This window comes from Streptomyces sp. NBC_00029, from assembly GCF_045160505.1.
Taxonomy (GTDB): domain Bacteria; phylum Actinomycetota; class Actinomycetes; order Streptomycetales; family Streptomycetaceae; genus Streptomyces.
Map to the genome: position 1 here is coordinate 7275521 of NZ_CP108292.1, position 12695 is coordinate 7288215.

Sequence of the window (12695 nt, forward strand, 5' to 3'; positions counted from 1 at the left end):
CGGCCGGATGCCCGGAAGGAATGGGGGATGCACCGGAGTTCGCTGCGCATGGCCGCGACCACTACGACGGTCATCAACCCACCTCTTTCCACTCGACACGTTCAGGGGCGTGTCCACCGTAACATCCGGGCCGTTTGTGGTACCGCGCCGTGATCGTCAATGATGATCCGAACCCGGCCCGTGGGCCCGAATATTCGGCTTATCGGGGCGTAAACGGGTGATGAACCCCTGCTTCCATTCATCCGATAGCCTCTGCCGACGTGCCGCCTCCCCATCAGGCGCGCGTTCGGAATCCGTTACAAGGAGTGAGTTCGTCTGCCGACCGTCATCCTCACCGGCCTGCCGGTCCCCGGATCACCGCTCGCGGACGAGCTGCGCTCCCTCGGCTTCGACGTCCGCCCGGCCGCCGGCCCGCAGGACGCCGCCGCCGCACTGGCCGGCGTACCCGCCGACCAGCGGGTGGCCGTCGTGGACAGCGCCTTCGTGGGGCACGTGCACGCGCTGCGCCTCGCCCTGACCGACCCGCGCTTCGACGCCTGCGCCGTCACCGGTGCGCTGGCCGTCCAGGCCGGCGCCCGCGAGGCCCTCGACAAGGCCGCCGCCGGTGCCGCCGCCGCGGAGACCGACGGGGCGGGCCCGTACGCGGACCGCCTCGCCGCCGCGGTCGAGGCCGCCGGGACCACCGTCCAGCGCCCCGAACTGGGCACGCTCGTCGCCGCCGTCCCCGCCGGCCCGGCGGAGCGCGACGCGGCCGTCGCCGCCGTCGACGCCGTCGACGACGAGGCCGTGCGCCTGCGCACCGCCGTGAAGTCCCGCGACGGCTTCTTCACCACCTTCTGCATCAGCCCGTACTCGCGCTACATCGCCCGCTGGTGCGCGCGCCGCGGCCTGACCCCGAACCAGGTGACCACCGCCTCGCTGATCACCGCGCTGATCGCGGCCGGCTGCGCGGCCACCGGTGACCGCTGGGGCTACGTCGCGGCCGGTGTGCTGCTCCTCGTCTCCTTCGTACTGGACTGCACCGACGGGCAGCTCGCCCGTTACTCGCTCCAGTACTCGACGATGGGTGCCTGGCTCGACGCCACCTTCGACCGCGCGAAGGAGTACTCCTTCTACGCGGGTCTCGCGCTCGGCGCGGCCAGCAACGGCGACGACGTCTGGGCCCTGGCCGTCGGCTCCATGATCCTCATGACCTGCCGGCACGTCGTGGACTTCTCCTTCAACGAGGCCAACCACGACGCCACCGCCAACACGTCCCCGACGGCGGCCCTCTCCGACCGCCTCGACAGCGTCGGCTGGACCGTGTGGATCCGCCGGATGATCATCCTTCCGATCGGTGAGCGCTGGGCGATGATCGCGGTGCTGACCGCCTTCACCACCCCGCGGATCGTCTTCTACGCCCTGCTGATCGGCTGCGCCTTCGGCGCCCTCTACACCACCGCCGGGCGGGTCCTGCGCTCCCTGACGCGCAAGGCCACCCGCACCGACCGCGCGGCCCGGGCCCTGGCCGACCTGGCCGACTCCGGCCCGCTCGCCGAGCTCCAGGGCCGGCTGCTGCGCGGCCGCGCCGGATCCTTCGGCTCCGTGTACGTGGCCGCCCTGGGCACGGTGGTGATGGTCGCGGGCGCCGTGTTCCTGCCGTTCGGCGACCCGCGGCTGATCGCCGTCGCGGTGATCTATGTCATGGCCTCGGGCCTCGCTGTCGCCGCGCCGCTGAAGGGCGCACTGGACTGGCTGATCCCGCCGCTGTTCAGGGCGGCCGAGTACGTCACGGTGCTCGCGCTCGCCGTCAAGGCGGACGTCCCCGGGGCCCTTCCGGCGGCATTCGGCCTGATCGCGGCGGTCGCCTACCATCACTACGACACGGTGTACCGCATCCGCGGTGGCACCGGCGCGCCCCCGCACTGGCTGGTGCGGACGATCGGCGGCCACGAAGGCCGGGTCCTGCTGATCACGGTCCTGGCGGCCGTCCTCGCGTCGCGCGAAGCGGACTTCCCCGTCGCGCTCACGGTCCTGGCCGTGTTCGTGGCACTCGTGGTGCTCGTGGAGAGCATCCGATTCTGGGTCTCCTCCGGAGCACCCGCCGTACATGACGAAGGAGAACCAGCATGATCGGCCTTGTACTCGCTGCCGGGGCCGGACGCCGCCTGCGTCCCTACACCGACACCCTGCCCAAGGCCCTCGTGCCCGTCGGCCCCGAGGGCGACGAGGAGAGCATCACGGTTCTCGACCTGACGCTGGGCAACTTCGCCGAGGTCGGTCTCACCGAGGTCGCCATCGTCGTCGGCTACCGCAAGGAAGCCGTGTACGCGCGCCGGGAGGCCCTGGAGGCCAAGTACGGCGTCAAGATCACGCTAATCGACAACGACAAGGCCGAGGAGTGGAACAACGCCTACTCCCTGTGGTGCGCGCGTGACGTCCTCAAGCAGGGTGTGATCCTCGCCAACGGCGACACCGTCCACCCGGTCTCCGTCGAGAAGACGCTCCTCGCCGCCCGCGGCAACGGCCAGAAGATCATCCTCGCCCTCGACACGGTCAAGAACCTGGCCGACGAGGAGATGAAGGTCGTCACCGCCGACGGCAGTGCTTCCCGGACTGGCGTCCAGAAGATCACCAAGCTGATGGAGCCCTCCGACGCCACCGGCGAGTACATCGGTGTCACCCTCATCGAGCCCGAGGCCGCCGAGCAGCTCGCCGAGGCCCTGAAGACCACCTTCGAGCGCGACCCCGACCTCTACTACGAGGACGGCTACCAGCAGCTCGTCAACGACGGCTTCACCATCGACGTGGCCCCCATCGGTGACGTCAAGTGGGTCGAGATCGACAACCACGACGACCTCGCCAAGGGCCGGACGATCGCATGCCAGTACTGACGAGGCTCATCCCCTCGCCCGTCGTCGTCGACATCAGTCGCGGGGCGATGGACGATCTGGCAGGCCTCCTGGTCGACCAGCGGATCTCCGCCTCCGGCAAGCTGGCCATCGCGATCAGCGGAGGCTCCGGCGTGGCGCTGCGCGCCAAGCTGGAGCCCGTCCTGCCGCACGCCGACTGGTACGCGGTCGTCGACGGCACCATCGACTCCGCGGTCAAGCTGGCCGACGACATAAAGGGCCGCCGCTACGACGCCGTCGTGGGCCTGGGCGGCGGCAAGATCATCGACGTCGCGAAGTACGCCGCGGCGCGGGTCGGGCTGCCCATGGTGGCCGTCGCCACCAACCTCTCGCACGACGGCATCTGCTCGCCGGTGTCCATCCTGGACAACGACAACGGCCGCGGTTCCTACGGCGTGCCCACCCCGATCGCCATGGTGATCGACCTCGACGTGATCAAGGACGCCCCGGTGCGGTTCATCCGTGCCGGTATCGGCGACGCGATCTCCAACATCTCGGCGATCGCCGACTGGGAGCTCTCGCACAAGATCACCGGCGAGCCCATCGACGGCCTGGCCGCCGCCATGGCGCGTACCGCCGGCGAGTCCGTGCTGCGCCACCCCGGCGGATGCGGCGACGACGAGTTCCTCACCGTGCTCTCCGAGGCGCTGGTCCTCTCCGGCATCGCCATGTCGATCAGCGGGGACTCCCGGCCGTCGTCCGGCGCCTGCCACGAGATCAGCCACGCCTTCGACCTGCTGTACCCGGGCCGCTCCGCGCTCCACGGCGAGCAGGTCGGCATCGGCGCCGCCTTCGCGATGCACCTGCGCGGCGCCACCGCGCAGGCGGGCCTCTTCGTCGAGGTACTGCGCCGGCACGGTCTGCCGGTCGGGCCCGAGGAGATCGGCTTCAGCGTCGACGAGTTCGTCGCGGCCGTCGAGTACGCCCCCCAGACCCGCCCGGGACGCTTCACGATCCTGGAGCACCTCAACCTGTCCGCAGCCGAGATCAGGGACGCTTACGCCGACTATGTCAAGACCATCCGTAGCTGAACTGAGGCCCGTCGTCCACCCCGCGGGCGTGAAGGACCGGGTCAGCGGCGAGCACTGGGGCGGGCGCCTCTACATGCGCGAGATCTCCCTGCGCATCACCCGCGTCCTGGTCACCACCAAGGTCACGCCGAACCAGCTGACCTACCTGATGACCCTCGCCGGCGTCCTCGCCCTCCCGGCGCTGCTGGTGCCGGGCATCCTGGGCGCCGTCCTCGGCGTGGTCGCGGTCCAGATGTACCTGCTGCTCGACTGCGTCGACGGTGAGGTCGCCCGCTGGAAGAAGCAGTACTCGCTCTCCGGGGTCTACCTGGACCGGGTCGGCGCGTACCTCTGCGACGCGGCGGTCCTGGTCGGCTTCGGCCTGCGCGCCGCCGACCTGTGGGGCCCCGGCGGCGCCGACTGGCTGTGGGCCTTCCTGGGCACCCTGGCCGCGCTCGGCGCGATCCTGATCAAGGCCGAGACCGACCTGGTCGGCGTCGCCCGCCACCAGGCCGGCAAGCCCGTGGTCAAGGACGCGGCCGCCGAGCCGCGCGCCAAGGGCATGGCGCTGGCCCGCCGGGCCGCGGCCGCGCTCAAGTTCCACCGCCTGATCCTCGGCATCGAGGCCTCGCTGCTCATCCTGGTGCTGGCCGTCGTGGACCAGATCCAGGGCGACCTCTACTGGTCCCGCGTCGGGGTCGCCGTACTGGCCGGCATCGCGATGCTCCAGACCGTGCTCCACCTGGTGTCCATCCTCGCCTCCAGCAGGCTCAAGTGAGCGCCCCGCTGCGGCTGGGCGCCGTGATCATCACCATGGGCAACCGGCCCGACGAGCTCAAGGCGCTCCTCGACTCGGTGGCCCGCCAGGACGGCGCCCCCGTCGAGGTGGTCGTCGTCGGCCAGGGCGTGCAGGTCACCGGCCTGCCCGAGGGCGTACGCAGCATCGACCTCCCCGAGAACCTGGGCATCCCGGGCGGCCGCAACGTCGGCATCGAGGCCTTCGGCCCCGGCGGCCGCGACGTGGACGTGCTGCTCTTCCTGGACGACGACGGTCTGCTGGAGCGCACCGACACCGCCGAGCTGTGCCGGCAGGCCTTCACCGAGGACCCCGGGCTCGGGATCATCAGCTTCCGGATCGCCGACCCCGAGACCGGTGTCACCCAGCGCCGCCACGTGCCGCGGCTGCGCGCCTCCGACCCGATGCGCTCCTCCCGCGTGACCACCTTCCTGGGTGGCGCCAACGCCGTCCGCACGCGGGTGTTCGAGCAGGTCGGAGCCCTGCCGGGGGAGTTCTTCTACGCTCACGAGGAGACCGACCTGGCCTGGCGGGCGCTCGACGCGGGGTGGCTGATCGACTACCGGTCGGACATGGTGCTGCTGCACCCGACAACTGCCCCCTCCCGGCACGCCGTCTACCACCGTATGGTGGCTCGTAACCGGGTGTGGCTCGCCCGCCGCAACCTGCCCGCCCCGCTGGTCCCGGTCTACCTGGGCGTCTGGCTCCTGCTGACGCTCCTGCGCAGACCGTCGGCACCGGCGCTCAAGGCCTGGTTCGGCGGTTTCCGGGAGGGATGGACCAGTCCCTGCGGACCCCGCCGCCCGATGAGATGGCGGACGGTCTGGCGGTTGACCCGCCTGGGCCGACCTCCTGTCATCTGACCAGCCCGCGTCTGGGAACATGACGCGATCACGGGCCTCGAGCCACCAGCCTGATGCCCACCTGGCCGCATCTTGAAGACGAAAGTTTCAACTTGTGAGTGACACAACCCACGACGGCGCCCTCGCCACGAGCAGGCCGCCGTCCGACGACGCGGGGCTGAGCCCCGCGGAGCTCGCCAGGAAGTACGGCCTCTCGGTCAGCGGCGCCCGGCCCCGCCTGGGCGAGTACGTGCGGCAGCTCTGGGGCCGGCGCCACTTCATCATGGCCTTCTCCAGGGCCAAGCTGGTCGCGCAGTACAGCCAGGCGAAGCTCGGCCAGGTCTGGCAGGTGGCCACCCCGCTGCTGAACGCGGCCGTCTACTGGCTGATCTTCGGCCTGATCCTCGGCGCGGGCCGCGAGATGCCCAAGGGCGTCTACGTCCCGTTCCTGATGATGGGCATCTTCGTCTTCACCTTCACCCAGAGCTCGGTGATGGCGGGTGTCCGGGCGATCTCAGGGAACCTCGGTCTGGTGCGGGCGCTGCACTTCCCGCGCGCCTCCCTGCCGGTGTCCTTCTCGCTCCAGCAGCTCCAGCAGCTGATGTACTCGATGATCGTCGTCTTCGTGATCGCCGTTGCCTTCGGCAACTACCCCCGGCTCGCCTGGCTGCTGGTCATCCCGACCCTGGCGCTCCAGTTCGTCTTCAACACCGGCCTCGCCATGATCTTCGCGCGGATGGGCTCCAAGACCCCCGACCTCGCGCAGCTGATGCCCTTCGTGATGCGTACGTGGATGTACGCCTCCGGCGTCATGTTCCCGATCGGGATCTACCTCGAGGACCAGCCCCAGTGGATCAGCGACGTGCTGCTGTGGAACCCGGTCGCGATCTACATGGACCTCATCCGGTTCGCGCTGATCGACGACTACGGCAGCAGCAACCTGCCTCCGCACGTGTGGCTCTTCGCCGTGGGCTGGGCCGTGGTGATCGGCATCGGTGGCTTCGTGTACTTCTGGAAGTCTGAGGAGCGTTACGGCCGTGGCTGACAACACTCAGGGGCGCATCCCCACCGTGATCGCGGACGGCGTCCACATCGTCTACCGGGTCAACACCGGCAGCGCCGGCAAGGGCGCGGCCACCGCAGCGCTCAGCAAGATAATCCGCCGGCGGAAGGGCGACGCCCCGGGTGTCCGGCGCGTCCACGCCGTGCGCGGGGTCTCCTTCACCGCGTACCGCGGCGAGGCCATCGGCCTCATCGGGTCCAACGGCTCCGGCAAGTCGACCCTGCTGCGCGCCATCGCCGGTCTGCTCCCCTGCGAGGAGGGCAAGGTCTACACCGACGGCCAGCCCTCGCTGCTGGGCGTCAACGCGGCCCTGATGAACGACCTCACCGGCGAGCGGAACATCGTCCTCGGCGGTCTCGCCATGGGTATGAGCCGCGAGCAGATCAAGCAGCGTTACCAGAGCATCGTCGACTTCTCGGGCATCAACGAGAAGGGCGACTTCATCTCGCTGCCGATGCGTACCTATTCCTCCGGTATGGCGGCGCGCCTGCGCTTCTCCATCGCGGCGGCCAAGGACCACGACGTTCTGATGATCGACGAGGCCCTGGCCACCGGTGACCGCAGCTTCCAGGTGCGTTCGGAGAACCGCATCCGCGAACTGCGGGAGAAGGCCGGCACGGTCTTCCTGGTGAGCCACAACAACAAGTCCATCCGCGACACCTGCGACCGGGTGCTGTGGCTGGAGAAGGGCGAGCTCCTCATGGACGGGCCCACCGAGGAAGTCGTCTCGGCGTACGAGAAGGCCACCAACGGCTGACCTCCGGGTCGCGCGGCGCCCCTTCCGGCGCCTTTACGCTTCACCGAAGGCCCCCGCCGCTCAGCGCGGCGGGGGCCTTAAGTCTGTTCCCGAAGTCGGTTCTCGCATTCGGCGGCGACATTCGGTGGCGGAGCGAATACCCGAGCGGGCTCCGCGGCGTTCTACAGCGTAAGCTGAGGCGGTCCTCAATCGCGGCAAGAGGGGACGATTCCCCGCAGGTGAAGGGCCCTGGGGCAGTCGGGGGAATCCCCCGGCGGCGTGTCCGAAATAGGATGTAATGGGTCGGCAGTGTAGAACGGGAGATGTGACGGCAATGGCTACGGGAATTCTCCGGCCCCCAGGCACGACGGCCGTCCCCGCCCCGGGCGGCGGGCGGTGACCCCGGGGCTCGGCATCCGACCCCTGTCCGACACGGTCCACGTGAGCGCCACCCTCGACAAGGCGACGGCGGAGAACTTCCCCGTCGCCCCCGCCTTCCTGCCCCGCGCCTGGCGCGACGGGCTGACGGCCGTCTACGGCTACGCCCGCCTCGTCGACGACATCGGCGACGGCGACCTCGCCCCCGGCGGACGCGACGCCGTACTCCTCGGACTCGACCCCGCCGCGGTCGACGACCGGCTCGCCATGCTGGACGCCCTCGAGGCCGACCTGCACCGGGTCTTCAACGCCTCCGCCGGCCCGGCCGGCCCCCCGCGCCACCCGCTGCTGCAGGCCCTGCAGCCCGTCGTGCGCGCCCACGGCCTGACCCCGGAGCCGTTCCTCGGGCTCATCGAGGCCAACCGCCAGGACCAGCGCGTCGCGCGCTACGGGACGTACGCGGACCTGGCCGGCTACTGCGAGCTGTCCGCGAACCCGGTCGGCCGCCTCGTGCTCTCCCTCACCGGCACCAGCACCCCCGAACGGATCCGCCGCTCCGACGCCGTCTGCACCGCCCTGCAGATCGTCGAACACATCCAGGACGTCGCCGAGGACCTCGGCCGCGACCGGATCTACCTGCCCGCCGAGGACATGCGCCGCTTCCACGTGACCGAGGCGGAGCTCGCGGCCCCGTCCGCCGGAGCGGCCGTACGCTCCCTGGTCGCATTCGAAAGCGAGCGCGCACGCGAGCTGCTGAATGAAGGCACCCCGCTCGTGGGTAGCGTGCACGGCAGACTCCGGCTGCTGCTCGCGGGCTTCGTGGGAGGGGGGCGTGCAGCCCTGCGAGCCGTCACCGCCGCCGGCTTCGACGTGCTCCCGGGCCCGCCCAAGCCCACCAAGGCCGGCCTGCTCCGCGAGGTGGCCGCCGTCCTGCGCACAGCGCCGAGAAAGAGGTGAGCCCGAACGTGGAGGGCCCCACACACCCGTCCGCACCGACCGCGATGTCCGCACCGGTTTCGGCGGCCTACAGCTACTGCGAGGCCGTCACCGGTTCACAGGCGCGCAATTTCGCCTACGGCATCCGGCTGCTGCCGACCGACAAGCGGCAGGCGATGTCCGCGCTGTACGCCTTCTCGCGGCGGGTCGACGACATCGGCGACGGCACGCTGGCGCCCGAGGCCAAGTTCGCCCGGCTGGAGGAGACCCGCGCCCTGCTCGGGCGGATCCTGGCCGAGGAGATCGACGAGGACGACACCGACCCGGTCGCCGTCGCCCTCGCGCACGCCGCGCGCCGCTTCCCCATCCCGCTCGGCGGCCTCGACGAGCTCATCGACGGGGTCCTGATGGACGTCCGCGGCGAGACCTACGAGACCTGGGACGACCTCAAGACCTACTGCCGCTGCGTGGCCGGGGCCATCGGGCGGCTCTCGCTGGGCGTGTTCGGCACGGTGAACGGCTCGGGCCTGGCGGCCTCCGAGACCGCGCGCGCCGGCGAGTACGCCGACACCCTCGGCCTCGCCCTGCAACTCACCAACATCCTCAGGGACGTTCGCGAGGACGCCGCCAACGGGCGCACCTACCTGCCCGCCGAGGACCTCGCCAAGTTCGGCTGCTCGGACGGCTTCCACAGCGACCGGATGCCCGCCGGCTCCGACTTCGCCGGGCTGGTCCACCACGAAGTCCGGCGTGCCCGCGCACTGTTCGCCGAGGGCTACCGGCTGCTGCCGATGCTCGACCGGCGCAGCGGCGCCTGCGTGGCCGCCATGGCCGGCATCTACCGGCGCCTGCTGGACCGCATCGAGCGGGAGCCGGAGGCGGTGCTGCGCGGCAGGGTGTCGCTGCCGCCGCACGAGAAGGCGTACGTCGCCGTGCGCGGCCTGTCCGGCCTCGACGCGCGGACCGTCTCCCGCCAGAACACGCGGAGGCGAGGCTGATGACCGCGATGGCCCCCGCCGTCCCGCCCCTCACCGTCTCCACCACCGTCTCCACCACCGGCCCCGCCGTCGGCGCGGCGCCGGGCTCCGGATGCCGGGCGACCGCGTCCGCACACCCGCGGCAGCACCGCGGCCCCCGTGGCGACCGGGCCAGGGATCGGGCCGACGTCCGGGCAACCGCCGCGCGGACGGCCGCGTCTTCCCCCGGGGACCTCGCCCCGGGAAGGGCCGCGGGGCCCGCTCAAAGCCGTCCGGCCGGCCCGCAGGGCCACCGCACCCCGGGGGAGGGCGCATGACCGGCTACGAACAGCACGCCGTGGTCGTGGGCGGCGGACTCGCCGGGGTCACCACCGCCCTCGAACTCGCCGACGCCGGGCTCCGGGTCACCCTGCTGGAGGGCCGCCCGCGGCTCGGCGGGCTCGCCTTCTCCTTCAAGCGCGGCGACCTCGAGGTCGACAACGGCCAGCACGTCTACCTGCGGTGCTGCACCGCCTACCGGTGGTTCCTCGACCGTGTCGACGGCGCCGCCCTCGCGCCCTTGCAGGACCGGCTCGACGTACCCGTCCTGGACGTCGCCCGCCCCGGCGGCCCGCGCCTGGGCCGGCTGCGCCGCAGCGCCCTGCCCGTGCCCCTGCATCTGGCCGGATCGCTCGCCCGCTACCCGCACCTCTCCCTCGCCGAGCGACTGAGCGTCGGCCGCGCCGCCCTCGCGCTGCGCCGCCTGGACCCCGCCGACCCGGCGCTGGACGGCCTGGACTTCGCGACCTGGCTCGGCCGCTACGGACAGTCGGCCCGCACCATCGAGGCCCTGTGGGACCTCGTCGGCGTCGCGACCCTCAACGCCACCGCCGAGCAGTCCTCGCTCGGCCTGGCCGCCATGGTCTTCAAGACCGGCCTGCTCTCCGAGAACGGCGCCGCCGACATCGGCTGGGCCCGGGTGCCGCTGGGCGAACTGCACGACACCCTCGCGCGCAAGGCGCTCGACGCGGCCGGCGTACGGACCGAACTGCGCAGCCGGGTCACCGACATCTCCCGCATGTCCGAGGGGGCGTGGCGGATCGACACCGAGGAAGAGTCCCTGGAGGCGGGCACCGTCGTCCTCGCCGTCCCGCAGCGCGAGGCGCACGGACTGCTGCCCGCCGGAGCCCTGCCCGACCCCGACAAGCTCCTGGACATCGGCACCGCGCCCATCCTCAACGTCCACGTGGTCTACGACCGCAAGGTCCTCAAGGCGCCCTTCTTCGCGGCCCTCGGCTCCCCGGTGCAGTGGGTCTTCGACCGCACCGACTCCTCCGGACTCCCCGACGGCGGCCAGTACCTGGCCCTGTCCCAGTCCGTCGCCCAGGACGACATCGACGAGCCCGTCTCGGTCCTGCGCGCCAAGTACCTGCCGGAGCTGGAGCGGCTGCTGCCCGCCGCTCGCGGCGCCAAGGTACGGGACTTCTTCGTCACCCGGGAGCGGACGGCCACCTTCGCCCCCACCCCCGGCGTCGGCCGGCTGCGCCCCGGGGCGCGCACCGACACGCCGGGGCTCTACCTCGCCGGTGCGTGGACTGCCACGGGCTGGCCCGCGACCATGGAGAGCGCCGTCCGGAGCGGACTGAGCGCGGCGCACGCCGCACTCGCCGCGCTCGGCCGCCACCGCGAACACCCTCTGCAGGAGGCGGCATGACGAGCACCATCAGCAGCACCGGCACCACCAGCACGACGAGTACAGCACGTACAGGAACAAGAGGAGAGCCAGTGAACCCGGGGAATCCGGCTGTCGAGAACACGGATGCCAGTGTGGGCACAGCCGGAGGGGGCGTGGAGAAGGCGGACACGGTCGCTCTCCTGGAGCGCGGCCGTACGATGTCGACCCCCGCGCTCCGCGCCGCCGTCGACCGGCTCGTGGCGCCCATGGACACCGTCGCCGCCTACCACTTCGGCTGGATCGACGCCCAGGGCAACGTGGCGGACGGCGACGGCGGCAAGGCCGTGCGCCCCGCACTTGCGCTGCTCTCCGCCGAGGCCGCGGGCGCCGCGGCCGAGGTCGGCATCCCCGGCGCCGTCGCGGTCGAGCTCGTGCACAACTTCTCGCTGCTGCACGACGACCTGATGGACGGCGACGAGCAGCGCCGCCACCGCGACACGGTGTGGAAGGTGCACGGACCGGCCCTCGCGATCCTGGTCGGCGACGCCCTGTTCGCCCTCGCCAACGAGGTCCTGCTGGAGCTCGGCACCGTGGAGGCGGGCCGCGCGACCCGCAGGCTGACCACCGCCAGCCGCAAGCTCATCGACGGCCAGGCGCAGGACATCTCCTACGAGCACCGCGAGCGCGTCAGCGTCGAGGAATGCCTGGAGATGGAGGGCAACAAGACCGGCGCGCTGCTCGCCTGCGCGGTCTCCATCGGCGCGGTGCTCGGCGGCGCGGACGACCGTACTGCCGACAAGCTGGAGGAGTACGGCTACCACCTGGGCCTCGCGTTCCAGGCCGTCGACGACCTGCTCGGCATCTGGGGCGACCCGGAGGCGACCGGCAAGCAGACCTGGAGCGACCTGCGCCAGCGCAAGAAGTCCCTGCCGGTGGTCGCGGCCCTCGCGGCCGGCGGCGAAGCCTCCGAGCAGCTCGCCGAACTGCTCGCCGCCGACGCCAAGAGCAGCGACTTCGAGAACTTCTCGGAGGAGGAGTTCGCGGCCCGAGCGGCCCTCATCGAGGCGGCCGGCGGCCGCCAGTGGACCGCCGACGAGGCACGCCGCCAGCACGCCGTCGCGATCCGGGCCCTGGACGACGTCGACATGCCGCAGCGCGTGCGCGACCAGCTCGTGGCCCTCGCGGACTTCGTCGTCGTGCGCAAGAGGTGATCGCCACCCGACAGCGGATATGAATCGCGAGTCGCCGGCCGGCGCCGCCACCTGAGCGTGGCGCGCACCGGCCGACGGCAGACCCCAGCACAGCAGAGGACACTGTTCTAAGGGGAAGCCATGACAGCGACGACCGACGGCAGCGCCGAGGGCGCTGGCGCTGGCAGCGAATCCACCCCGGGCGCTCTGCCGCCCGGACCC

12 protein-coding genes are annotated in these 12695 nt (G+C 71.6%); 11 read left to right on the forward strand and 1 reads right to left on the reverse strand.

Annotated features, from left to right (window positions below; all coding sequences use genetic code 11):
* Nucleotides 1-354: 354 nt before the first annotated feature.
* Complete coding sequence (locus OG753_RS33665; RefSeq protein WP_405791249.1) at nucleotides 355-498, reverse strand: hypothetical protein; 144 nt, start codon at nucleotides 496-498, stop codon at nucleotides 355-357.
* On the opposite strand from OG753_RS33665, the gene OG753_RS33670 reads away from it, so the two are divergent.
* The 11 genes from OG753_RS33670 to OG753_RS33720 all read left to right on the forward strand — a co-directional run bounded on the left by OG753_RS33670 (nucleotide 484) and on the right by OG753_RS33720 (nucleotide 12494).
* Nucleotides 484-2112 carry a DUF5941 domain-containing protein gene (locus OG753_RS33670; protein ID WP_327265382.1) on the forward strand — a complete coding sequence of 543 codons (1629 nt, stop codon included), beginning with the start codon at nucleotides 484-486 and terminating at the stop codon, nucleotides 2110-2112. The genes OG753_RS33665 and OG753_RS33670 overlap by 15 nt on opposite strands.
* Nucleotides 2109-2873, forward strand: a complete 765-nt coding sequence (locus OG753_RS33675; protein ID WP_327265383.1) for a phosphocholine cytidylyltransferase family protein — start codon at nucleotides 2109-2111, stop codon at nucleotides 2871-2873. The genes OG753_RS33670 and OG753_RS33675 overlap by 4 nt, the downstream gene beginning before the upstream one ends.
* Nucleotides 2861-3922 (forward strand): iron-containing alcohol dehydrogenase family protein, encoded by a 1062-nt coding sequence (locus OG753_RS33680; protein WP_405791250.1) that lies wholly within the window; start codon nucleotides 2861-2863, stop codon nucleotides 3920-3922. The genes OG753_RS33675 and OG753_RS33680 overlap by 13 nt, the downstream gene beginning before the upstream one ends.
* The gene (locus OG753_RS33685) at nucleotides 3900-4679 is read left to right on the forward strand and encodes a CDP-alcohol phosphatidyltransferase family protein (protein WP_327265385.1); all 780 of its coding nucleotides are present in this window, start codon (nucleotides 3900-3902) and stop codon (nucleotides 4677-4679) included. The genes OG753_RS33680 and OG753_RS33685 overlap by 23 nt, the downstream gene beginning before the upstream one ends.
* A gap of 35 nt (nucleotides 4680-4714) precedes the next feature.
* The gene (locus OG753_RS33690) at nucleotides 4715-5560 is read left to right on the forward strand and encodes a glycosyltransferase family 2 protein (protein WP_383205177.1); all 846 of its coding nucleotides are present in this window, start codon (nucleotides 4715-4717) and stop codon (nucleotides 5558-5560) included.
* 94 nt (nucleotides 5561-5654) lie between these two features.
* Nucleotides 5655-6584, forward strand: a complete 930-nt coding sequence (locus OG753_RS33695) for an ABC transporter permease (RefSeq protein WP_327265387.1) — start codon at nucleotides 5655-5657, stop codon at nucleotides 6582-6584.
* The gene (locus tag OG753_RS33700) at nucleotides 6577-7359 is read left to right on the forward strand and encodes an ABC transporter ATP-binding protein (protein ID WP_327265388.1); all 783 of its coding nucleotides are present in this window, start codon (nucleotides 6577-6579) and stop codon (nucleotides 7357-7359) included. Before OG753_RS33695 ends, OG753_RS33700 begins: the two co-directional genes overlap by 8 nt.
* Before the next feature lie 420 nt (nucleotides 7360-7779).
* Nucleotides 7780-8673: a squalene synthase HpnC gene (gene hpnC, locus OG753_RS33705; protein WP_327265389.1), complete on the forward strand. Its 894-nt coding sequence runs from the start codon at nucleotides 7780-7782 to the stop codon at nucleotides 8671-8673.
* Between the two features lie 44 nt (nucleotides 8674-8717).
* Nucleotides 8718-9650, forward strand: coding sequence for a presqualene diphosphate synthase HpnD (gene hpnD / locus OG753_RS33710; protein ID WP_383201890.1), 933 nt, complete (start codon nucleotides 8718-8720; stop codon nucleotides 9648-9650).
* Nucleotides 9651-9942: 292 nt separating this feature from the next.
* Nucleotides 9943-11322 (forward strand): hydroxysqualene dehydroxylase HpnE, encoded by a 1380-nt coding sequence (gene hpnE, locus OG753_RS33715; protein ID WP_327265390.1) that lies wholly within the window; start codon nucleotides 9943-9945, stop codon nucleotides 11320-11322.
* Nucleotides 11319-12494 (forward strand): polyprenyl synthetase family protein, encoded by a 1176-nt coding sequence (locus OG753_RS33720; protein ID WP_327265391.1) that lies wholly within the window; start codon nucleotides 11319-11321, stop codon nucleotides 12492-12494. The genes hpnE and OG753_RS33720 overlap by 4 nt, the downstream gene beginning before the upstream one ends.
* Nucleotides 12495-12695 lie beyond the last annotated feature (201 nt).